At 39.1% G+C, this 22,332-nt stretch carries 22 protein-coding genes; 18 read left to right on the top strand and 4 right to left on the bottom strand.

Features of this window, described 5'->3' with window-relative positions; genetic code table 11:
* Positions 1-32 precede the first annotated feature (32 nt).
* The 6 genes from G622_RS0116535 (at position 33) to nagA (ending at position 6,052) form a co-directional block, all read left to right on the top strand.
* Positions 33-1,028 carry a glycoside hydrolase family 130 protein gene (locus tag G622_RS0116535; protein WP_026511627.1) on the top strand — a complete coding sequence of 332 codons (996 nt, stop codon included), beginning with the start codon at positions 33-35 and terminating at the stop codon, positions 1,026-1,028.
* 95 nt (positions 1,029-1,123) lie between these two features.
* Positions 1,124-2,440, top strand: a complete 1,317-nt coding sequence (locus tag G622_RS0116530) for a glycoside hydrolase family 125 protein (protein ID WP_026511626.1) — start codon at positions 1,124-1,126, stop codon at positions 2,438-2,440.
* Between the two features lie 32 nt (positions 2,441-2,472).
* Positions 2,473-3,843, top strand: coding sequence for an alpha-L-fucosidase (locus G622_RS0116525; RefSeq protein ID WP_026511625.1), 1,371 nt, complete (start codon positions 2,473-2,475; stop codon positions 3,841-3,843).
* A 61-nt stretch (positions 3,844-3,904) separates the two neighbouring features.
* Positions 3,905-4,129, top strand: a complete 225-nt coding sequence (locus tag G622_RS0116520) for a hypothetical protein (protein WP_026511624.1) — start codon at positions 3,905-3,907, stop codon at positions 4,127-4,129.
* Positions 4,129-4,851: a glucosamine-6-phosphate deaminase gene (gene nagB, locus G622_RS0116515; protein ID WP_026511623.1), complete on the top strand. Its 723-nt coding sequence runs from the start codon at positions 4,129-4,131 to the stop codon at positions 4,849-4,851. Before G622_RS0116520 ends, nagB begins: the two co-directional genes overlap by 1 nt.
* A 52-nt stretch (positions 4,852-4,903) precedes the next feature.
* Positions 4,904-6,052, top strand: a complete 1,149-nt coding sequence (gene nagA / locus G622_RS0116510) for an N-acetylglucosamine-6-phosphate deacetylase (protein ID WP_026511622.1) — start codon at positions 4,904-4,906, stop codon at positions 6,050-6,052.
* A gap of 98 nt (positions 6,053-6,150) precedes the next feature.
* Here nagA and G622_RS0116505 read toward each other — a convergent pair whose 3' ends face one another.
* Positions 6,151-6,906 (bottom strand): DUF4886 domain-containing protein, encoded by a 756-nt coding sequence (locus G622_RS0116505; RefSeq protein ID WP_026511621.1) that lies wholly within the window; start codon positions 6,904-6,906, stop codon positions 6,151-6,153.
* 38 nt (positions 6,907-6,944) lie between these two features.
* The gene (locus G622_RS0116500; protein WP_044957918.1) at positions 6,945-8,768 is read right to left on the bottom strand and encodes a family 43 glycosylhydrolase; all 1,824 of its coding nucleotides are present in this window, start codon (positions 8,766-8,768) and stop codon (positions 6,945-6,947) included.
* A 310-nt stretch (positions 8,769-9,078) separates the two neighbouring features.
* Here G622_RS0116500 and G622_RS0116495 point away from each other — a divergent pair, with 310 nt between their 5' ends.
* From G622_RS0116495 to G622_RS0116475, 5 genes are all read left to right on the top strand, one after another.
* Positions 9,079-10,005 carry an ABC transporter permease gene (locus tag G622_RS0116495; protein WP_026511619.1) on the top strand — a complete coding sequence of 309 codons (927 nt, stop codon included), beginning with the start codon at positions 9,079-9,081 and terminating at the stop codon, positions 10,003-10,005.
* A gap of 38 nt (positions 10,006-10,043) precedes the next feature.
* Entirely contained in the window at positions 10,044-10,949 is a 906-nt protein-coding gene (locus G622_RS0116490; RefSeq protein ID WP_026511618.1) for a carbohydrate ABC transporter permease, read from the top strand.
* Positions 10,950-10,996: 47 nt separating this feature from the next.
* Complete coding sequence (locus G622_RS0116485; protein WP_026511617.1) at positions 10,997-12,577, top strand: ABC transporter substrate-binding protein; 1,581 nt, start codon at positions 10,997-10,999, stop codon at positions 12,575-12,577.
* A 69-nt stretch (positions 12,578-12,646) separates the two neighbouring features.
* The gene (locus G622_RS0116480; RefSeq protein ID WP_044957917.1) at positions 12,647-13,672 is read left to right on the top strand and encodes a LacI family DNA-binding transcriptional regulator; all 1,026 of its coding nucleotides are present in this window, start codon (positions 12,647-12,649) and stop codon (positions 13,670-13,672) included.
* Positions 13,673-13,822: 150 nt separating this feature from the next.
* Positions 13,823-14,305: a cyclic nucleotide-binding domain-containing protein gene (locus G622_RS0116475; protein WP_026511615.1), complete on the top strand. Its 483-nt coding sequence runs from the start codon at positions 13,823-13,825 to the stop codon at positions 14,303-14,305.
* A gap of 59 nt (positions 14,306-14,364) precedes the next feature.
* On the opposite strand, the gene G622_RS0116470 is transcribed toward G622_RS0116475, so the two are convergent.
* Positions 14,365-15,552: a transglutaminase domain-containing protein gene (locus G622_RS0116470; RefSeq protein WP_026511614.1), complete on the bottom strand. Its 1,188-nt coding sequence runs from the start codon at positions 15,550-15,552 to the stop codon at positions 14,365-14,367.
* A gap of 228 nt (positions 15,553-15,780) precedes the next feature.
* On the opposite strand from G622_RS0116470, the gene G622_RS0116465 reads away from it, so the two are divergent.
* The 4 genes from G622_RS0116465 (at position 15,781) to G622_RS0116450 (ending at position 19,329) form a co-directional block, all read left to right on the top strand.
* The gene (locus G622_RS0116465; protein WP_026511613.1) at positions 15,781-16,128 is read left to right on the top strand and encodes a lysozyme inhibitor LprI family protein; all 348 of its coding nucleotides are present in this window, start codon (positions 15,781-15,783) and stop codon (positions 16,126-16,128) included.
* 66 nt (positions 16,129-16,194) lie between these two features.
* Entirely contained in the window at positions 16,195-16,551 is a 357-nt protein-coding gene (locus tag G622_RS0116460) for a BlaI/MecI/CopY family transcriptional regulator (RefSeq protein ID WP_026511612.1), read from the top strand.
* 99 nt (positions 16,552-16,650) lie between these two features.
* Positions 16,651-18,615 (top strand): M56 family metallopeptidase, encoded by a 1,965-nt coding sequence (locus G622_RS24855; RefSeq protein ID WP_049945916.1) that lies wholly within the window; start codon positions 16,651-16,653, stop codon positions 18,613-18,615.
* 114 nt (positions 18,616-18,729) lie between these two features.
* Complete coding sequence (locus G622_RS0116450) at positions 18,730-19,329, top strand: class I SAM-dependent methyltransferase (protein WP_026511611.1); 600 nt, start codon at positions 18,730-18,732, stop codon at positions 19,327-19,329.
* 5 nt (positions 19,330-19,334) lie between these two features.
* Here G622_RS0116450 and G622_RS0116445 read toward each other — a convergent pair whose 3' ends face one another.
* The gene (locus G622_RS0116445; protein ID WP_330363627.1) at positions 19,335-19,601 is read right to left on the bottom strand and encodes a winged helix-turn-helix transcriptional regulator; all 267 of its coding nucleotides are present in this window, start codon (positions 19,599-19,601) and stop codon (positions 19,335-19,337) included.
* Positions 19,602-19,925: 324 nt separating this feature from the next.
* Between G622_RS0116445 and G622_RS0116440 the strand changes: the two genes are divergently transcribed.
* Genes G622_RS0116440 through G622_RS0116430 form a run of 3 tightly spaced genes read left to right on the top strand, consistent with a single transcriptional unit; the run spans position 19,926 to position 22,242 of the window.
* A complete protein-coding gene (locus G622_RS0116440) occupies positions 19,926-20,483 on the top strand; it encodes a rhomboid family intramembrane serine protease (RefSeq protein WP_196814232.1) in 558 nt (185 codons plus the stop codon).
* Between the two features lie 21 nt (positions 20,484-20,504).
* The gene (locus G622_RS0116435; protein WP_026511608.1) at positions 20,505-21,122 is read left to right on the top strand and encodes a hypothetical protein; all 618 of its coding nucleotides are present in this window, start codon (positions 20,505-20,507) and stop codon (positions 21,120-21,122) included.
* Positions 21,115-22,242, top strand: coding sequence for a MalY/PatB family protein (locus G622_RS0116430; protein WP_026511607.1), 1,128 nt, complete (start codon positions 21,115-21,117; stop codon positions 22,240-22,242). The genes G622_RS0116435 and G622_RS0116430 overlap by 8 nt, the downstream gene beginning before the upstream one ends.
* The last annotated feature ends 90 nt before the right edge of the window (positions 22,243-22,332 follow it).

Below are 22,332 nucleotides of genomic sequence, written 5' to 3'. Positions count from 1 at the left end.
CTTAAATTTTATAAACACGGAGGGAGTTTATTATGAGTAAAATAATCGGAAAAGAGCTTAAGAATATTCCATGGCAGGAATGTCCTGAAAATGAGAAGGGACCTGTATGGAGATATTCAGAAAACCCGATAATAGGCAGGAATGAAATTCCTACTTCAAACAGTATATTTAACAGCGCTGCAGTGCCTTTTGAGGATGGTTTTGCGGGAGTGTTCAGATGCGATTCACTGGCTATAAGCATGGATATTTTCGCCGGATTCAGTAAGGACGGCATCCACTGGGAGATAAATCACGAGCCGATCCAGTTTGTCTGCGAGGACGGTGAAATAGCTAAGAGACAGTACAGATATGACCCAAGAGTTGTATTCATTGAGGACAGATATTATGTAACATGGTGCAACGGCTATCACGGACCTACTATCGGAATCGCCTATACATACGATTTCAAGACATTTGTTCAGCTTGAAAATGCATTCCTTCCTTATAACAGAAACGGAGTTCTTTTCCCAAGAAAAATAAATGGCAAATATGCAATGCTTAGCAGACCTTCTGATACCGGACACACACCTTTTGGAGATATTTTCTATAGCCAGAGTCCCGATCTTGAATACTGGGGACATCACAGATATGTAATGGGAACCTTTGGCGGCGACGCATCTGCATGGCAGTCAACAAAAATCGGTCCCGGACCTGTTCCGATTGAGACTGATGAAGGATGGCTTCTGATTTATCATGGTGTGCTTAATACATGTAACGGTTTTGTATATCGCATGGGTTGTGCAATTCTTGATAAGGATGAGCCATGGAAGGTTAAGTACAGATCAAAGTACTATATTCTTGCACCAAGAGAAATTTATGAACTTACGGGTGATGTACCAAACGTAGTATTCCCCTGTGCAGCACTTAGCGATGCAGCTACAGGAAGAATAGCTATTTACTATGGTTGTGCAGATACCGTGACAGGACTTGCATTTACAACTGTTGACAGACTTGTTAACTGGGCAAAAGAGAATAACCTGGAAGTTTGATTTATAGAATGATGTACTGATTGAATTGTTATAAAGATAAAGGATGCAAGAGATTACATTACACTTAAGTTTGTAGGAATATACGAGGTGATGGAATGAGCTATATAAGAGATGATAAAAAAGAAAAAGAAATAATAGCAGCAGTAAGAAAACTTTCAGATGAGCTTGGCGAAAAAATAAGGGAAAAAGGCGCAGATGACAGACTCTGTGAAATGTTTAAAAAATGTTTTGTAAATACTGCTGAAACAACGATGCAGTGTCTGGATGACAAAAAGGTGTTCCTTATCACCGGAGACATTGAGGCTATGTGGCTTAGGGACAGTAGTGCTCAGGTATGTCACTATGCACCGTTTATGATGGAGGACGGTTGTGAACCTATAAAGGATCTTGTAAAGGGAGTCATCAAGAAACAGTTTGAACAGATATGCATAGACCCTTATGCGAATGCATTTAATACAGAGGCGAATGGAAGATGCTGGGCTAAGGACAGAACTGATGACAATCCATGGGATTGGGAGAGAAAGTATGAGCTTGATTCTCTGTGCTATCCTGTTCGCCTTTTGAATCAATATCTTGAAATCACAGAGGATGAAAGTATTCTTGACGAAGAGGTAAAAAGAGGACTTGCGAAGATTCTGGAAGTTATGGAAACTGAACAGAATCATACAGAGAAGTCGGCGTACTTTTTTGAAAGAGATAACTGTCCGCCCTCAGATACACTTACAAATGGCGGAAAAGGAGAACCTGTTGCAACATGCGGACTTATATGGTCAGGGTTCAGACCAAGTGATGACGCATGCAAGTATGGATATCTTATTCCTTCAAATCTTTTTGCCAGGGAAGTACTTACTTACATGGAAAGGATTGCAGATAGAATAAGTGATGAAAACATGAAAAAGGCAGCGGTAATAATCAGAGAAAAGCTTGAAGCTGCAATTAAGGAACATGCATTTATTAAAAATGAAAATGGTGAAACTATATATGTATATGAAACTGATGGGCATGGAAATGTAAACAGGATGGATGATGCAAATGTTCCAAGCCTTTTATCGATTCCATGGATAACAGATATAGATAGAAAAGATCCTGTATATTTGCGCACCAGAGCAGATGTGCTTAGCAGCAATAATCCATATTTCTATGAAGGAAAGGCTGCAAAAGGTATAGGATCACCACATACACCGAAGGATTTTATATGGCATATAGCTCTTTCAATGCAGGGGCTTACCAGTGCAGATGAGAATGAGAGGAAAGAACTTCTTTCCATGTTGACTTCTACAGATGCAGGAACACTTTATATGCACGAAGGCTTCCATAAAGATGATCCATCCAAGTATACAAGGGACTGGTTTGCCTGGTCCAATTCATTGTTTGCACTTTTTGTGCTGGATTATTATGGACTGTGCAATTAAGTTATTTTAGATAATGAGAAATGAGGAATATCATGAGCGATAACGAAAATAAAGAAGTAGTAGAAAACGGCGTCCATAACTACAGCACTGAGGAAAGCTATGTCTGGCCTGAAGACGAGAAAGTAAAGGAAAAACTTGAGTGGTTCAGAGATCAGAAATTTGCACTGATGATGCATTGGGGACCCTATTCACAGATAGGTGTTGTGGAATCATGGGCTTTATCTGACGAGGATGGAGACTGGTCAAGGACAGAAATTGACTGGGCAGACGGAGAAGAATTTAAAAAGCAGTACTTTGATCTTAATAAGACTTTTAATCCAATAAGATTTGTTCCAAAGGATTGGGCAAAGGCAGCAAAAGAAGCAGGGTTTAAGTATTTCATTTTCACGACGAAGCACCATGATGGTTTCTGCATGTGGGACACAGCTTACACAGATTATAAAATTACGGGAAAAGACTGTCCCTTTAACACAAATAAAAGAGCAGATATTTTAAAGCATCTTTTCAATGAAATGAGAAATGAGGGAATAGGAATTACAGCATATTTTTCAAAAGCCGACTGGCACTGTCCGGATTATTGGTGCACCGGCTACGAAAAGGGAGATAAGACCTGGAGAGGCCCATCTTATGACATTGAAAAGCATCCTGAAAAGTGGGAAAGCTTTGAAAAGTATACCCATAATCAGGTTAAAGAGCTTGCCGATAATTACGGACCAATAGATGCATTTTGGTTCGATGCAGGCTGGGTATGCGAAAAAGAAGGAGAAGATATTCATCTTGGAAATCTTATGGATGAAATAAGGAAGAGCCATCCCGGAGTGCTTAGCGTAGACAGAACTGTTGGCGGAAAATATGAAAACTATGTTACTCCGGAGCAGTGTGTTCCTGATGAACCACTAAATATTCCATGGGAGAGTTGCATAACCATGGGCACATCCTTTTCATTCAAATATGAAGATAAATATAAGAGTGACAGGGAAATCATAACTCTTCTTACAAATATCGTTGCAAAGGGTGGAAATCTTGCACTTAATGTAGGACCGCAGCCTGACGGACGTATTCCTGAGGGCGCTCTTAAAGCCATGAAAAACATAGGAAAATGGCTTTCAAAATATGGAGAAGCTATATATGGCACAAGAGTTTGTGCGCCTTACAAGAAAGAAGACGTATGCTTTACCCAAAAAGCAAAAGAGAAAAAGGTATATGCAATAAAGCAGTATCCGGATGAAAACATGGAAGTTAAGAGAGATATTTTCATTCCATATGAAGGAAAGGTCGCTAAGGTTAAGGATCTATACTCAGGAAATGAAGTGAGATTTGAGAATGTTCCCGGTGGCTTAAACGTACATGTTAATGAGGTGGAAGAAGCTGCCATTGCACAGGTTTTTGAATTATCACTTTAAAGAGTAGGACTTTCTGAAGAGATTTGGGAAGTAATAACGACAATCAGGCGGAGAGAACCAGATGATTAACAATAATCTTGCAATTAAGATTAAAGATGAATTTGAAAAAAGAAAAGAATCACTTGGTCAAAAGAAGGACGAAATATCAGAAAAAATTGCCGGGGAAGATGAGTTTACAAAAACACTCATTATGTATATGTATGCAGCTCTTCCGCTGAGTGACCTTGGGGGATACGATTATGAGCTGTTTAAAAAATATGCAGAGCGATTGGGGAGGTACGACTAATGAAAATAATCAGGGCAAAAGATTACAATGATATGTCCAGAAAGGCTGCCAACATAATATCCGCACAGGTTATTATGAAACCGGGAGCAGTACTTGGACTTGCAACAGGGGCTACACCTATTGGAACATACAAACAGCTTATTGATTGGTACAATAAAGGGGACATTGATTTTTCGGAAGTAACTACAATAAACCTTGATGAATACAGGGGACTTCCAAAGACTCATAATCAGAGTTATTGGTATTTCATGCATGAGAATTTTTTCAATCATGTAAATATTCCGGAGGTTAACATTCATGTACCGGATGGAAGCAACCTTAACAGTGAAGAGGTTTGCAAAGAATATGAGGAGATTATAAAAAGAGCAGGTGGAATAGATTTACAGCTCCTTGGAATCGGAACAGACGGGCATATAGGTTTCAACGAACCTGGTGAGGCGTTTGAACTTCTGACACACTGCGTTGATCTGAACCAGAGTACTATCGATTCAAACCAGAAATTTTTCGGAGAGGAAGAAATGCCCAGACAGGCATATACTATGGGTGTTAAATCGATAATGCAGGCCAGGAAGGTGCTGATGGTTGTAAACGGTGAAGGTAAGGCTGATATAGTGAAAAAAGCATTATTTGGAAGAGTGACTCCTGAAATTCCTGCGTCAATTCTGCAGATGCACCCTGATTTTACAATAATCGGTGATGAAGCGGCGTTTTCCAAGATTTGACAATTTGAGGATCAAAGCGTAATTACACTGAATAATGCATTGAGGAGGCAGGATGAAAATATCAGGTGCTTTAGTATATACCAAAGATCATATATTTGAAGAGAAGGATATTTTTACGAAGGATCAGAGGATTTCAGAGACATCAGGCGATGAGACAGAGCTTGATGCAAAGGGGCTTTTGGCAATTCCGGGACTTGTGGATATCCATTTTCACGGAGCAGTGGGACATGACTTCTGCGACGGAGATAAGAAGGGGCTTGAGGAGATTGCAGAGTACGAAGCCCAAAATGGAGTACTTGCGATATGCCCTGCAACCATGACCTTTCCTGAGGAAGTTTTAAGTAATGTGGCTTTAAATGCCAAAAGTTATAAAGAAAGGATTGAAAGCGACAGAACTACACCGGATAACATTAAGAGGGCTGATCTTGTAGGCATAAACATGGAAGGGCCGTTTATCAGTCCTGATAAGATAGGAGCCCAGAATCCTGATTATCTGCAGCTCCCTGATATAGATATGTTTAGAAGACTGCAGGAAAAAAGCGGAGATTTATTTAAGCTGGTAGACATAGCTCCTGAGCTTCAGGGAAGTATGGAGTTTATCAAAGAACATTCAAGTGATGTTAAGATTTCACTGGCACATACCTGTAGCGATTATGACACGGCAATTAAAGCCTTCCAAAATGGAGCCGGTCATATGACACATCTTTTTAATGCAATGCCTGGTTTAAATCATAGGAATCCCGGTCCAATAGCTGCTGCTATCGAATGCAAAGCAGAGGCTGAACTTATCGCTGACGGTATTCATGTACATCCTGCAATGGTAAGGTTTGCCTTCAATGCATTTCCTGAGGATAAGATGATTCTAATCTCAGATTCCATGGAGGCAACAGGCCTTCCAGACGGAGAGTATCAGCTTGGCGGGCAAAAGGTTACTGTGATTGGAAATAAGGCAGTTTTAACAGATAAGCCCGATGTTATTGCAGGGTCAGTTACAAATCTTTTTGATTGTATGAAGAATGCTGTGAAAAACATGGGAATTTCTCTTGAAACGGCTGTCAGGGCAGCTTCTGAAAACCCTGCAAAATCTATCGGGATAGACGCTGACTACGGAAGTATAGAAGTAGGAAAATATGCAAATCTCATTCTTATGGATAAGGATTATAATATTAAACATATAGTAAACAGAGGACAACTGTTATAAGCCTGAAACTATAAAAGGAATAATACAGAATCCAAATGATATTCTGTAAAAGTATAGTGAAAATGCTCCCTAATCCAAACGGGTTAAGGAGCATTTTTTTAAATCGATACTACTTCCTGCTTAACTATGGAAAGAAGAGCGGTATCCAGTTCTTCATCGGTGTCACAGCACTTTGGAAGATAAGTACAGTTCTCAATTTGAGCATTTAATAATTTTTTCGCCCAGGTGCATGCAAGGGCATAGCGTCCATACAGGTAATGCATATGGAATCCGTCGCGGCATATGGATTTTCCACCCCTGGCTACATCGAATTCAGGATGCTTTCTGATATTCTGAATGACATCTCCGCAGGGGATAAGCGGAATATTATATTTATCTGCTATCGTATGATAATTTGCTCTGGAACGTCTGTACATCTCAAGCTGATCGCGATTGTAACGGATAAAACAACCGTGATCGCTGTCAATTTCATAAGCCCAGGTCTGCTGCATACATATCTGAGCGCCAGGGACCTCTTTCTTTATATAGTCAAACATAAGTCCTGCGAAAGGCTCGTATGTATCGAGCCAGCCACTGTCGTGGCTGGATTGCTGAGTTATAATATAATCCCATGGTTTACTATGAAGAATATCCTGTATGCTTACATATCTGTCTGTAACTACGCCGTTTTCCTGATACTGATATGCATGTTCATTTTTCTCTATATTCTCCCAATGACGTTCAAGGGGACATCCTCCTATATATAGATTTACTACATGAACGGGGATGTCCATGCTCTTGCAAACATCATAAAGATACGCTGTTGCATCACGGGAAAAACTGTTGCCAATTGCCAGAATGTAAGTAGTTTTCATATTGTCTCTCCATCAAATTAAAGTATTGTTGTCATTATTCAGATAAGCTTAATGGCAGAACCTTCTGTAATACCATTTTCATTAAAAGAATCGACTCTTACATAATAAGATTTATTCTTAATAAGCGCACCTATTTTCTGTTCATTGCCATAGGTGATACAGCTATGATACAGCTTATCCGGTGATGTTCCCCAGAGTATTGTATGCCCTGTTGCATCATCTTCATTAATTGTAACAATCATGTCAAGGTCACTTATTCTCTTTACGTTAAAGGATGAGGCCGCAGGAGCTTGTCCATTACCTATTCCAAAGACTCTTAAGCCTGAAATACATGGATTCTGGTCGTAGGGAACTTCAACTATGGTGAGCTTTATAAATCTAATATTCAGCCCTTCATTAAAAACTATAAAATCATGGGGGAGATCAGTTTCTGCGTCTGACTTGTCTTTCAAAATTACCCATGAAGTACCGTCAGTTGATCCTTCCAGAATCCATCTGGTTCTCAAGCTGCGTTCTTCTATATATCTTCCACTTTTATCAAAATCTCCCGGAACAGGGGCTGATAGTTTGTCATCTGAGAAATTAATCTGAACCGCATGTACAGTATGGGAACCCTGAAGGTCTATACAGATCCATTCGCCCTGTTTAGAGGATGATGCCTGCCACCATGTGCGAGAGTTTTCATCAACTGCATTTGAAGGGGGATTATTTCCTTTAGTGGAAGATGCAGTTACATTTTTGTTATAGCTTAGCAGATACCAGCATGGGGGAGCCCAGGGATCAGGATTTTCTGAAGATACCTCTCTTGGCCAGTCTGCATACCTTTGATTACAGAATAATTCTCCGTCCTTATCAAATCCGGCAGGCCATAGTCCAACCCTTCGTTCAAATGTGTGGTTTATGCTTATTCTCATGGTGGATGTATGCCAGAAATTACCATACGAATCTTCCAGAGTAGAACCGTGGCCTGCTCCTGTCATAAATCCACCCGGATTATAGGAAAAAGGATTATTGTCTGACGGCTCAAATGGACCAAGGGGACTGTCTGACACATAAACTCCGTCTGCATAAACATTGAATTCAGCGCCGGGACATGCATACTGTAGATAGTATTTTCCATTATGCTTTGTCATCCAGGCACCCTCTATATATGGACGATTACTAAACATATTTGTGACAGAGAGAAGCCTTTTTCTGGTTACGTCAGTGTCAGGTATATCATTTTCTTTAATGTATTTAAGGTATAGCTTTTCGATTTCTTCATCAGTTCTTGGCATAATACTGTGATCATCACCGATGCGTTCATATCCTTTAACTAAGGCATCTCCAAATATCAAAGCCTTTTTTTCATGAAGAGGTAGAAGAGTATCCGGATCAAGCTCTGCACCCCATATGGGATCTGTATTGGTGCATCCCCAGTAAAAATAAATTCGCCCGTCATCATCGACGAAAAGGTTTGGATCCCAGAAAGCAAAAGTTCCATCTATTTTCTCATAGGGGCCTTCTTCTATATTCTTTGTGCGGTAATAATCACAGTTATCGCCAAAACGTGATGCACAATAATAAACGTATTCGCCAATAACGCGCACATCCGGGGCATAGTCATAAAGGGGAAGATTGTCGGGAAGACGATGACTTTCCCAGGTAACAAGGTCATCTGAAGACCATACACTTAATTGCATGGATGCAAACAGATAATATCTGCCATTAAACATAATAAGTGAAGGATCAGCGGCTTCTCTGTTTAAGGTAACTCCCAAACCATCAGAAGTCTTATTGAACTGATAGCGGTAATCCACGTTAATGGGATTGCAATAGTATTTTGGAGATAATGAAGTTGAATTTTCTTTCTTGGTATTCATAAAGTATTCCTTTCCTGAATGTACTGATTATTTGAGTAAGAGTATAGACTCAATACAGGTAAAAGAGGAAACGTTTCCTCTTTTTGGACAATGATAATGCAGTATAAGATTGTTGTCAATTAGGTTTGGTTTGTGAAAAATCAACAGAAATCATAATGAAAAATTAGCAATATATCTGATGTTGACAAAGACAGATGCAGTGTTATAATTTGACACATCCAATAATTCATTCGGAGCAAGCCGGAGGAGTTAGCGGAATTTTTTATGACAATAAAGGGAAACGTTTCCATTTATTAAAGGAGGATAATCAATGAATAGTAAATTCAAAAAAGCTGCAAAGGAGATCAGGAAAAACTGGGTTCTTTTTTTGATGATCGCACCTGCACTTCTGTATTTTTTCATCTTCTGTTATCTGACGATGCCGGGGGCCTATGTAGCTTTTGTAAACTACAATCCAAATAAAGGAATATTCGGGAGTCCTTTTGTTGGATTGAAGAATTTTTCATTTCTTGTGAGAAATGGAGATTTGTTCAGGCTTACAAAAAATACGCTTCTGTATAATTTGGTCTTTTTAGTTTTGGGGCATGCAATACAGGTAGTTTTGGCAATTATGATCTCAGAGATTGGGAATAAGCTTTATAAAAAATTCTCTCAATCGGTAATACTTCTTCCTAATTTCATTTCATACATCATAGTCGGTGTTTTTGCTTACAGCTTTTTTAATACTGATTACGGATTCATAAACAACATGCTTTCTAAAGCCGGAATGGAAGAAATAGCGTTCTATTCAACGCCATGGATTTGGAAATATATCATTACTTTTTTCTATATATGGAAAACAACCGGATATGGAATGATCGTATATCTTGCGACAATAACCGGGATAAGTACAGAGATATATGAGGCTGCTTATGTAGATGGAGCCAATAAGATACAGAGGATAATACATATCACACTGCCTCTGCTGAAACAGACATTTATACTGCTTGTTTTATTTGGACTTGGAGGACTTTTAAGAGGTTCATTTGATCTGTTTTACAACCTTATCGGGAATAATTCTCTTTTATTTCCGCAGACAGATATTATTGATACTTATGTGTACAGAGGACTTTTGGGATCGTTTAATTTCTCTTCAAGTGCTGCCGTCGGGCTTTATCAGTCAGTATTTGGACTTGTGCTGGTACTTATAGTTAATGCGATTGTAAAAAAGGTTCAGCCTGAGAGCGCTTTGTTTTGAGAAAATAATTGGCAATTAATTCATGGGAAGGTTTTAGTATGAACGGAAAAAGAAATTCTTCAATAAAGATGGGCAGGAGTAATACCGCTCTATCGGTTGTGTGCTATGTGATTACAGGTATGTTTACGGTGATGTGTATATTTCCTTTTATTTTAGTTGTTACTTCGTCACTTATGACTGAGAAAGAGATACTTTCTGAAGGGTACAAACTGGTTCCTGACAGATGGACTTTTGCAGCCTATGAGTATCTATTTACCAAATCCTCTGATCTTATAAACGCATATGGTACGACCATTTTTATTACGCTTGTAGGTACACTTTCAGGGCTTTTGATTATGTCAATGGCAGGATATGTACTCAATAGAAAAGATTTTGCAATAAGGGAGAAGCTTTCATTTTTTATATATTTTACTACGTTGTTTAGCGGAGGACTGATACCGACATATATTTTATATGTACGATATCTAGGACTTAAAGATAATCTGCTCGCAATAATTCTTCCATGTATGGTAAGTGCATGGTCAATTTTCCTAATGAGAAATTTCATGAAATCCATACCGGATGAACTGTATGAATCAGCAATGATAGATGGTGCGGGTAATTTCACTATATACAGGAAAATATTTATGCCACTGGCGGGCCCAAGTCTGGCAACTATAGGCCTGTTTCTGGCTCTTGGATATTGGAATGAATGGTATAATGCAAGTCTTTATATCGAGACCTCTTCTAAATATCCTCTGCAGTATTTTCTTCAGAGAATGCTGAATCAGGCAGCTTCAGTAGATAAGCTTTCAAATTCAGGACATGCAATTGACGTTGTTGCACCGACACAATCGGTAAAAATGGCAGCTGCCGTACTTACTACAGGACCAATAATCCTTCTATATCCCTTTTTACAGAGATACTTTGTAAGTGGAATCACAATAGGCTCAGTAAAGGGATAAGGGTTTTGGAATATAAAAATATAACATGTATTTTAAGGAGGTTATTTATGAAAGGGAGAAGATTTATTAGCAGTTTATTGGCAGGGTCAGTAATGGCAACCACCTTTTTATCAGGGTGTGGGCAGAATTCTGATGCGTTGGATCAGGCTGCAAAAGCGTCTGCAGCAGTTACTAAGGACAATTCAGATGAAGAATATGGTGATGTGGATCTTTCTGAGCATGTAACACTTACAATGTATCTGTACGGGTCTGAGTCTGTGGCAGGTCCGCAGGTCATGGAAAAACTAAATGAGAAACTGACTGAGGATATGAATACTTCTCTGGAGATCAAGTATATTGACTGGGGAGATATAGCCACAAAATATCCCTTGCTATGGGCATCAGGCGAATATTTTGATATGGCATATGCGTCACAGGAGGCACCGGTTACTTTTAATACTCTGGCTACGCAAGGTTCACTATATGATTTGACAGATTTATTGGACAAATATGCACCTGTATTAAAGGAAAAAGAGGAAAGCGCAGGAAATATGGATGGAATCACAATAAATGGTTCCGTATATGGCATTTCAAGCCTTTCTCAAGGGTTCAATACGTATGGTTTTGTTTACAATAAAGCTTATTGTGATGAATGGGGAATAGATTACGTTACAAATCTTGCAAGCATGGAAGCATATTGTGATGCTTCAGTTGCTCATGGCATGTATCCGCTTAATTCAAATGCAGAACTTAGCGTATTACTTTATCGTATGCTTGTTGCTGAGACAGGAAAATGGGTTGATGCTCCCGGAATACCGATCAATCAGATGTATCTTGTAGCTGATTATGATGATTATGAGAATATTATTCATCCTGCATTTACAGAAGAATTCGAAAAATATGTGAAGCTGATGGATGAATGGGAAAAGAGAGGATACTGGCCTTCAGATATTCTTTCATCCACTACAGGCGGAAAAGATCAGTATAAGAATGGACAGACAACGGCGTACATAGCTCACATGCCTGACTGGACCGGCAGCTATGGCAGTGTGCACGGTGACCTTGAGAACCAGGATATTGACGCCTGGCATCCGGCAGAAGATAATAATAAGGTAATGGTAACCAATCCGTCACAGGATCTTACCGTAATCAATGCGAACTCTAAGTATCCGGAGAGATGCATGATGCTCATTGAAAAGCTAATGACAGATGAGTCTTATTATGATCTTTTCCAGTATGGTATAGAGGGTGTGCAGTTTGAAAACAAAGAGGGTTACCTGGAGAGACCTGAAGTTTATAACGATGAAACAGATGGATTTGGCCTGGCAGCATGGGCTTTTGGTAATTCCGATTTCACTCTTAAGCAGCATTCAGAGCATCCGGCAAGATATGAACTCAAAGGAAAATGGATGCAGAATCATATTAAAAATCCTTATGATGGTTTTGGGTATGATTCAGGGAATGTAAGTGCTGAGCTATCTGCAGTTGCGAATGTCAATGCTGAATTAGGGAATCAGCTGATGCTTGGAAAGACTGATGATGTTGATTCTGCACTTGAACAATATAGAAGTCAGCTTAAATCTGCAGGAATAGATGATATAATTGAAGATGTAAAGACACAACTTTCAACATATATTGCTTCAAAATAAGAAATGAATCCTATGTAACTTAGCTTTAAACAGCTGGTAAATAGAAAGAAAACAAAGGAAATAATTATTGTGACTGTTGGCATTAAAGAAATTGCAAAGTTATCAGGTGTGGGTATAGGCACAGTATCCCGTGTTATTAATAACACGGGGTACGTAAGTGATAAGACTCGGAAGAAGGTCCTTGATGTAATTGAGGAATATGGCTATGTTCCAAACGAAAGTGCAAGAAATCTTAAACTTACTAAATCTGATAACATTGGGGTATTTGTAAAAAGTATTGCCAATCCCTTTTTTTCAAAAATGATCGATGAACTGTATAGTGCAATGGAATCCAGAGGATATAAGCTTTTTGTCCGTTATGTTCCGGTTGGTGAAAATGAACTTGAGGTAATGATAAGCGAGTCCGTAAGAAACAATCTTTGCGGTGCTATACTTTTCGGGGTAGAGGAGAAGACCAGATATAAAGACAATAAGTTTGCTCAATTAGGTGCGCCTTGTGTTGTATTAACAGCGGATTTGCCGGAAGTAAACGATACAATTTATTCCAGCGTGAAAATAAATGATGAGAAGGAAGCCTATAAAGGGACGAAATACCTTATCGAAATGGGACATACAAGGATTGGTGTTTTCTATAATCCAGTTAAAGACACTCCGGATTATTTTAGATTTCAAGGCTATAGGAAGGCATTGGAAGAAAGCGGGATTCCTTATGATGAGAATCTTGTCGGAAGGATAAGCGTAAATTCGGGTGTAGGATACCGAGGTGCATTTCTTGCAATGAAACAGCTTATGCAGGCAAATCCTGACATGACTGCACTATTTGCATTTTCTGATATTTATGCAGTAGGAGCAGCCAAAGCAGTTGAAATGCTTGGAAAGAAAATACCTGATAATATATCCATAATAGGTTTTGATGGGATAGAAGCTACGGAATATTATTCTCCGGCAATTGATACGATATATCAGCCGGTAAAAGAAATGGCAGAGACAACCATTTCGCTTTTACATAGTATGATCAATGGTGAACAAGGGCAGCATATTGAATATGAAGCTGCAATTATCAAACGCGACTCAGTTAGAAGAATTACAAAATAATATGACTTTTTGTGGGCAAAAGCGGAAATCGCCCGCAAAAATCCTGCCTTCGGCAGGACACGCCCCTCGCTTCGCGAGGACCTGGTCCAATACGATTCCCGTTTTTCTGAGGAAAAACAGGAATCTATGACTTTAGCAGAGGAGGTTTCTATGCTTATAAAAGTCTCGGAAGGCACGGTAATTATCAGAGAAGGTGAAAACAATATGGATATGTATAAAATAGTATCCGGTCATGTCGAACTGTATTCAAAATATGGGACGAAGGATGAATCACTTCTGGGTATAAAGTCAAAAGATGATTATTTTGGAGAAATGGGTCTTTTTACAGGGGGAAAACCTGCGGTCTATACTGTTGTTGCTTACTCGGATTTGCTGCTTATGAGAATTACAAGTGCAGATGTCGATGAATTTATCGTCAATAATCATGTGGATGTATTCAAAATATTACAAAATATGGCTTCTACAATGTATAGCCTTCAGTATGGGATGAACATGATCATGAAGGATATGGAAGCTAAAAATTACGCTAATAATGCTCATTTAAAGGAATTTAGCGGATTTTACAGCAAAGTATTCGCAAAATATAATGTCGGTCCCGATAAAATGAAGGATCCGGGTTCAAAGCGCAAATAGATTATTTCCTGATTAAGAAAAGCTCCACCTGGCATAAAAATTGCCGGATGGAGCTTGTTTTATTCTGCTATAGGGATAAGAGAATTGGTAAAGTCATCTGTTCCTTCGGTAGAGCGAATATGCTTCGTGTCAAATGAAGCATTGTAAGGTTCATAGCCCTCAATTTCGAAAAGTGTATCATCTGTCGCAGGAATAAATTCCATTTCTTTTGTTGTCTTATTGTAATATTGATGGCATAGGTTGAAGTATTTTTCAGTGTCTTTCTTCAGCATGGCAGCGAATTCTTCGTCCTCCTCAAATTCATTGTCATCCCAGGTAACATCGGTTTCGTACCACCTATTATTTATTTTTACAGCATTCCATGCATGATCAGGCTGATCTTTCTCAGAGGAAGGAATTGTGTTGGCGCTTCCTGTAATGTAAGCACAGGGAATACCGGACTTTTGTAGCAGATATTCAAAGGCAAAGGCATAACCACTGCAAACTGCGTGGTTTGTTCTTCCGGCAGAGTCAGCCACAAGTGCGCCATATGCGGTATTTCCCAGATCCCACTGATAGTCATCCTTATCCATTGATTCAAGTATTTCGGAGTCATATGTGACAGTATCCAGGAGCTTATCGTGAATCGCCAGTTCAATTTCTTCATCAGATGCGGTGATATCTATATCTTTAAGAAAATCGTCAGTTGCCTGTTCAAGTTTTTTTACCATAGGATCTTCGTCTGTAGCGGTATCTTTCATATTGAATATATAGGTTATGTAATCATTTTTCTCTACGGTATAGCATTCAACCATAGAAGGATCAATGAGAAGGTAGAAGTATTCCGGGTGGTCATAGCACATGGCATAAAAGACATTCCATAAATAATCGTCGCCAAGCTCTGTGTTTTTTGTTTCAGATATAGAGACTGCGCTTTCATATTTTTCAATATTTTTATTCTCTACGAGATCAAGGAACATATTATATACGCATTTATCGGCATCGTTCAGAGATGAATATAACACGTAAATATCTTCTCTTTTGGAGGGAACATCAGGGGTATCATAGACAAAGTATTTTCCGGTGATCTCTGAACGAATTGATGCAGGGACAATACTGTTATCATCTTCAATAAACAGGACATATATAGCGATTATTAACACAATAAAAATAAGTGTTTTAAAGGGAAATCCTTTTTTGTGTTTTTTAGATGATTTTCTATCCTCAGATAAGTATGAGGTATTTTCGTTATGATTTATAGTTTGCATTCTTGTAAATCTCCGTCTTTTAGCTATTCCAAATATTATACGACGATTTTATGAATCAGGATAATAAAAAACAAATATTAGATTTTTTTTTATTTAATAATTTGTTATCGTTATTCGAACACAAAAAAAGCAGGATAATGATAATGTATATAGTAGGATTTGGGTTTTATTCAATATTGGAGGGACAAAAGGAAGAATGAAGTCAAGAAAGGAATTTATAATGTGGTAATGGATAATTGTACCGTGGATGACAAGGAAAGTGTAAGTGGAGCTATCATTACGATGGCTGACATAAATAATTCTGTTGATATAAAGAATCTTTATGATAAAGCAATGATAAAACAGACAGAGCTTGAGAAGAAGATAAACGGTGATTCAAGCCTTGATCAGCAGACTCTTAATTCTCTTTCATATGAAAAGTTCTATCTATGGGATGCACTTATAAATAAGATCTGGTCATATCTGGGTAATACCCTTGATGAGGAGGATATGACCAAGCTCACGGAAGAGCAGCGTAAATGGATCAATGATAAACAGGCTGCAGCTCAGGATGATGTCATAGAGAATAAAGGTTGACAACTTGGTCTATTTAGAGTAAACTCAGAATATGAAGTCTACACAGAATAGACCAAGGAGGTAAATATGGCAGTTGAATTAGGGGAAGTTCAGATGCAGTTTGCCAGGCTTATATGGGAGAAGGAGCCTGTTGGTTCGGGAGAGCTTGTAAAGCTTTGCACCGATGAATTCGGGTGGAAGAAATCTACCACCTACACAGTTCTTAAGAAACTCTGCGAGAAGGGGTTATTTCAAAATGAGGATGGAGTTGTCTCATCCAAAATCTCACAGGAAGAATTTTATACGAGAAAGAGCGAGGAGTTTGTAGAGGAAACATTTGGGGGATCCTTACCTGCTTTTCTTGCAGCTTTCACTTCTCGTCAGAAGCTCTCAAAAAAGGAGCTTGATGAGATTAGGGAAATCATTGATAAGGCGAAGGATTAAATGCTTGCTTTTGTTGGGATATGGTGCAGGAAAATAAATGAATTACAGAAATAGGTGCTTTCACAGTACCTGGATTACTTGAAAATTGGAGGGAAATGTATGGGGACAGTTTTTATTAAAATTCTTGAGATGAGCATAACAGCCTCATTTCTCATGATAGCAGTTATTCTTTTGAGGTTTCCTTTAAAGAAGGCACCTAAGTGGTTTATGGGTGTGCTTTGGGCTATTGTAGCATTAAAGCTCATCATGCCTTTTCAGGTTGAATCACAGTTTGGGATTTTCCCGGATGTGAATGGGGCAGTAGAATCTCTTTTGCTTGGAGATAACAAAGATGAAGAAGTGCCTGAGGTTACTTATCATGACTACACTCCGGCTTCTGAAGTGGGAGCTGCGTCTATAGGTGGCGATAATATGATAGTGCCTTCTGATGCAGAGTATGACTATCTGCCAAATGAACAGATCATAGCCACCAGCGCAAATAGTGGAGCGCTGGAGGTTTTGTCTGTAAGAAGTGAAATTCTTGCATGGCTTTGGATGGTATGGATTATCGGCGTTTTTGCAGTGGCTTTATATGCAGTTGTGAGCTTTATTTCAATTAAAAAAGATATAAATGTTTCTATTAAACTTGGTAAGAACAATGAGTGTGGGGATGGTGCAAAAGCAGCAGGGAAAGCACATGATGATGTTTTCGTGTGTGATGCTATAGATACTCCCTTTATTCTTGGATTTATAAAGCCTGCAATTTATCTGCCTTCAGGTCTTGATGAGGAGACTGTCGGTAATGTGCTTTTACATGAGAGAGCGCATATTGCAAGGTATGACCACATTAGAAAGCTTATAGGCTTTATTCTTCTTGGAATTCACTGGTTTAATCCTCTTGTGTGGATTTCCTTTACACTGTTTTGTAAGGACATTGAACTTGCCTGCGACGAGCGCGTGATAAAGAATATGTCACTTGAAGAGAAGAAGTCCTATGCTACATCACTCTTAAATTGCAGTACACATAGAAGATATGCCCTCACATATTCACTTGCTTTTGGAGAGGTGGGAGTAAAAACAAGAATTAAACAGATATTCAATTATAGAAAGCCTTCCTTCTGGCTTATCACAATGTTGATCGCGGTAAGCGTTGCTCTCTATGGATGCTTCTTTACAAGTGCTTCTGGTGGAAATGAAAAGAGTGATGATTACTCTGAAAGAGCGGCGTATGATGAACTGCTTTCTAACTGGATTAATGACTTCGAAGACAGGAATGCGGATGCAATTGTTTCTTATTCAAATGAGAAGGCAATGCAGAATCTGATGGACGAGGAGCTTTTGTTTTTTGATGCGGATGGATCCATATCCTTTGGATATTCAAGCCCATGGCCCAGTATGTTTGGAAGTGAGGGAATTCCCAATAAAACAATAATCGATACAGATGATTATAATAAGGCAGAGGTGCACTACTATGCTGCAGATTCAGAGCCTCACGTATATGTATGGCAGGAGACTTTGGAATTTGCCAAGGACAGAGAAGGTGTAGTAATGGTGGACTCCGAGGAGATGAACTTCTGCGAAAATATCGAATCAGTAAAGGATTTTAACAAAGCTTATTGCGAGCATCCTGAGGATTTCAATGCTGTTAATTACACTAAGAACGGCCTTGGTGAAATCCTTAACGGAATCGCAAAGCAGGATACAAACGGATACTACAGTAAGTTGTTTGATCCCAGTGCTTCTGCAAGATATCTTCTCAACCTTTCAGATGATGAAACAAAAGTTAAGATTGAGATTCAAGAGGAGACAGAACAAGGAGTTGTCATTAATCTGCTTTTCCCTGATGGTGCTTTCTATGAAAGCTACGTCATGGTTCAACCTTGGGGCAGTGATGGCATCTATGTTCCTGTAATTACCGGTGGTTATGATTTAGGAGAGGAAGATGAACTTGAAAACCACCCTGTAGAAGATGATACTGATGGATTTATCAACCTGCCTTATGTGGAAGGCTCAGATGATACTGATAATAATGATGTAACAGAGCATATTATAGAACCTGAAGAACATGATGCTATGGATCCTTGAGCATGAAAATGGCTCAGGGTCCGATATATTCTCCAATCAAGTAGATGGTGATAGAATATACATTGGCTATCATTACATAACCATAAAAATTGTCGGAGGGAGAGGAACTACATCATGTTTTGGGACAAAATATCACCACTCTATGATCTATTTGAGAATGTATATAATTACAAGGTTTACTCTGGTACAGGAAAAAGAGTAGCAGAGTTTATTGATGAAAATGATGAAGTGCTTGAATGTGCCTGCGGTACTGGGGCAATAAGCCAGTATATAGCAGAAAAATGTAAGAGCCTTGTGGCAACAGATTTTTCAGAGGGAATGCTCAAGCAGGCAGCCAGAAAGTGCAGCCTTTATCGGAACATCAGCTTCAAGAAGGCTGACATTACAAACATTAAGTGCAAAGATGGAAGGTTCGACAAGGTTGTAGCTGGGAATGTAATTCATCTTTTGCCGGATCCGGGTAAAGCTCTTGCTGAGCTTGAACGTGTAGTAAAGCCTGGTGGAAAAATAATCATTCCAACCTATATAAATAAGTCGAAGAATTCTGCAGGAATTGCAGTGAAGTTTGTAGAAATTCTGGGAGCTGAATTCAAACAGCAATTTGACTTCAATTCCTACAAGGCATTCTTTGAGGATATGGGATATTCAGACGTAGAATATCATATCGTCGATGGAAGAATGCCCTGCGCAATAGCTGTAATCACAAAGAAATAATGAAATCACAGATTGTCCTCACCCCACTTCTTTAATTGCAAAAGAATTGGGATGAGGCTTTTTGCTTTATCAGTGAGATTGTACTCAACACGTACAGGCATCTCGTCATACTGTGTTCTTTCAACGAGGCCATCTGCCTCAAGCTCTTTAAGTGAAGTTGCAAGCATGGTGTTGGTAATTCCGCTGACAGCGCGGCTAAGCTCGCCGTATCTAACAACCTCTTTATTGTCGATGACACAGAGAATCATAATCTTCCATTTGCCTCCGACAATATCAAGGACCTTCTTAAGGCCGCATCCTTTTCCTGCAATTTCTTCACATAATGGTTCTTTTTTTTGCTATTTTACTCATGGTATGGTTTTCCTTACTATGTTTGGAACTATGGTATTTCAGACCTATATGGTATTCTCAGGTGCTGAACATTAAGAAAAGCCGTCATGCATTGTTTTTTTGTGGCAGTGCATCATCTTTTTTTCTATAATTAAGGGGGAGGATTCTTAAATATCACAATCGAAAATATGCTTGCGCGCCAGAGTGATATGGAAGGAGCAACATCATTTACGTCACTGAGGCTGACGTTCCAAGAATGGAGAAGAATGGAATTAATAGAATATCCGGTCACCTATGGGATAATCGGAATAAATGTCATAGTTTTCATACTTTTAAATATTAAAGTACTTAGTATTCAAAGCGTTGGATCTTCTTATATAAATACACTACAAGAGAGACAATATTACAGAATCATATCCAGTGCGTTTTCGCAGAAGGATTTTCTGCATCTTGTTTGCAATATGTACTCCCTATACAACATAGGGCAGGCTTTGGAGTATGCGCTAAAGTCCGGGCTATATGCAATCTGTTATTTTCTCATCATGATTTTGGGTGGAACAGTTTCGGCAAGAATTCACAAAAAGAATTCGCCATTTACCTTTAGTATTGGCGCTTCAGGTGTAATATGCGGACTTCTTGGCATATATATGGTGATCGTTGTTTCCATGAGGGGGATTGCGTCATTAAAAGCCATGATTCCAACAATAGTTTTGCTAGTGATTATGACAACCTCAAAAAAGATAGATTCTATTGGGCATTTTTCCGGACTAATAACAGGATTGATCGCAGGCCTTGTAATAGTTAATATCTACAGATTTGGGTAAGGATTAAAAAGGGGATATGGTATGAGTATGATAAAAAGCGAAGACAGAGCAGTTTTTTATGTAAACCTTGTACTGGTGGTACTTGAAATTTTAGCATTTATCCACGATATTTATGCCTTCCGGTTTGGACTTTTTACATGGTATACAGTTGACAGCAATGTAATGCAGATGGTTGTTTCAGGGCTTGTTATTTACTATGTTGTGAAGGGAAGAACATTTCCAAAGCTTCTTACCGTAGCTCATTTCATAAGTGCAGTGGCGCTCACGGTCACATTTTTGATAGCGGCTTTTGTTTTAGCTCCCGAGGGAGGAGTCGCATATTACTTTTTTAATGACGTTGCACCAATCAACCATTTTATCGGACCTCTATTGTCAGTAATCTCTCTTCTTTTTTTAGAAAAGTCAGAGAAGCTACCATTTTTCACAATAATCTGGCCGGCGGCAGCAAGTCTTCTTTATGGAGTGATTGCTCTTGTGCTGAATGCTGCACGGATAATGGACGGACCATATTTCTTTTTGAAGGTACATGAGCAGCCTGCAGTTACTATTATCACATGGTTTGCGATAATCGCTGTGCTATGTTTTGCGCTTGCTTTTTTGTATTATAAGGTTAAGTGGAGGAACAAAGAATATGTATGACTTTGACTGTCTAACAGACAGAAATACCCCTGATGACATTAAATATACGAAAATAGACGGAATAGATGATCTGATTCCCATGTGGGTTGCGGATATGGATTTTAAATGTCCACCTGAGGTATCAGACGAATTGGTTCGTGTCGCCTCCACCGGATTATATGGCTATTCGGAGGCAGATGACGCATACGATGAAGCCGTAGTAAATTGGTTTGGTAAGCGCTTTGATTGGAGTATAACAAGTGATCAGATACTCAAACTCCCGGGAGTTGTGCTTGCAATTTCTTACGCTGTCCGAGTGCTTACTGATCCTGATGACCATGTTATGATTTTCGAGCCGGTGTACGGACCTTTTAGGCGTTGCGTTGAGGGTAACGGCAGAAAGCTCACAATAGAGTCCCTTAAAAATAACGACGGTCATTACGAAGTGGATTTTGAGGATATGGAAAAAAGGATCATTGAGGATAAGGTCAGAATCCTCGTATGGTGTTCACCTCACAATCCGGGAGGACGTGTCTGGACTAAAGAAGAGCTTCAAAAGGTATCAGAAATCTGCAAAAGTCATAATGTTTTCATTGTAAGTGACGAAATCCACTCTGACCTCATTTTATATGAAAACAGTCATATTCCTATGGCAAAAATTGCCGGCGATAACTGCGTGGTACTTACTGCTCCCACAAAAACCTTCAATATAGCAGGGATTCAGGCTGCTAATATAATATCTTCAAACAAAGAAATACTCAGAAAAATTAAAAGAGAGGCCTATGTAACTGGCGCCTTCGGGCTTAACAAGATGGGAATTGCTGCCACAAAAGCAGCCTATAACTATGGTGAGAAATGGCTTACAGAGCTTCTTTCATATATAGAAGGCAATATGGAGCTTCTTCGAAAAGAACTGGAAGGCACAAAGCTTGTCATGATGAAGCCTGAGGGAACTTATCTTGCATGGATAGATTGTTCCGCTTATGAGGACTTTGCTAATAAGCTACTCAAAGAGGCACATATACGTGTCTCAGAAGGAACTGACTTTGGTAAGGGAGGAGAGGGCTTTATAAGACTTAATGTCGCCTGTCCCAGAAGCGTCCTTGCAGAAGCGCTTGAACGCATAAAAACAATAATGTGACTAATAGATACTAGTTTCTAATTTCTAAAAATATTATCAAAATTGTTGTTAGCGCGAGGGGGAGAAACAGAAGCTTGTTGTTAAGGATGG

Origin of the sequence: Butyrivibrio sp. LC3010 (genome assembly GCF_000424385.1) — a bacterium.
GTDB lineage: Bacteria > Bacillota > Clostridia > Lachnospirales > Lachnospiraceae > Butyrivibrio.
Note: the sequence above shows the minus strand (reverse complement) of the source record. Positions and strands in the feature narration are given on the sequence as shown.

Coding starts and splice junctions, on each gene's coding strand:
- G622_RS0116490 (WP_026511618.1), top strand. CDS start 10,044: ATGAACGGAAAAAGAAATTCTTCAATAAAGATGGGCAGGAGTAATACC.
- G622_RS0116475 (WP_026511615.1), top strand. CDS start 13,823: ATGCTTATAAAAGTCTCGGAAGGCACGGTAATTATCAGAGAAGGTGAA.
- G622_RS0116500 (WP_044957918.1), bottom strand. CDS start 8,768: ATGAATACCAAGAAAGAAAATTCAACTTCATTATCTCCAAAATACTAT.
- G622_RS0116530 (WP_026511626.1), top strand. CDS start 1,124: ATGAGCTATATAAGAGATGATAAAAAAGAAAAAGAAATAATAGCAGCA.
- G622_RS0116505 (WP_026511621.1), bottom strand. CDS start 6,906: ATGAAAACTACTTACATTCTGGCAATTGGCAACAGTTTTTCCCGTGAT.
- G622_RS0116460 (WP_026511612.1), top strand. CDS start 16,195: ATGGCAGTTGAATTAGGGGAAGTTCAGATGCAGTTTGCCAGGCTTATA.
- nagB (WP_026511623.1), top strand. CDS start 4,129: ATGAAAATAATCAGGGCAAAAGATTACAATGATATGTCCAGAAAGGCT.
- G622_RS0116465 (WP_026511613.1), top strand. CDS start 15,781: ATGGATAATTGTACCGTGGATGACAAGGAAAGTGTAAGTGGAGCTATC.
- G622_RS0116450 (WP_026511611.1), top strand. CDS start 18,730: ATGTTTTGGGACAAAATATCACCACTCTATGATCTATTTGAGAATGTA.
- nagA (WP_026511622.1), top strand. CDS start 4,904: ATGAAAATATCAGGTGCTTTAGTATATACCAAAGATCATATATTTGAA.
- G622_RS0116535 (WP_026511627.1), top strand. CDS start 33: ATGAGTAAAATAATCGGAAAAGAGCTTAAGAATATTCCATGGCAGGAA.
- G622_RS0116435 (WP_026511608.1), top strand. CDS start 20,505: ATGAGTATGATAAAAAGCGAAGACAGAGCAGTTTTTTATGTAAACCTT.
- G622_RS24855 (WP_049945916.1), top strand. CDS start 16,651: ATGGGGACAGTTTTTATTAAAATTCTTGAGATGAGCATAACAGCCTCA.
- G622_RS0116495 (WP_026511619.1), top strand. CDS start 9,079: ATGAATAGTAAATTCAAAAAAGCTGCAAAGGAGATCAGGAAAAACTGG.
- G622_RS0116485 (WP_026511617.1), top strand. CDS start 10,997: ATGAAAGGGAGAAGATTTATTAGCAGTTTATTGGCAGGGTCAGTAATG.
- G622_RS0116520 (WP_026511624.1), top strand. CDS start 3,905: ATGATTAACAATAATCTTGCAATTAAGATTAAAGATGAATTTGAAAAA.
- G622_RS0116440 (WP_196814232.1), top strand. CDS start 19,926: ATGGAATTAATAGAATATCCGGTCACCTATGGGATAATCGGAATAAAT.
- G622_RS0116525 (WP_026511625.1), top strand. CDS start 2,473: ATGAGCGATAACGAAAATAAAGAAGTAGTAGAAAACGGCGTCCATAAC.
- G622_RS0116470 (WP_026511614.1), bottom strand. CDS start 15,552: ATGCAAACTATAAATCATAACGAAAATACCTCATACTTATCTGAGGAT.
- G622_RS0116430 (WP_026511607.1), top strand. CDS start 21,115: ATGTATGACTTTGACTGTCTAACAGACAGAAATACCCCTGATGACATT.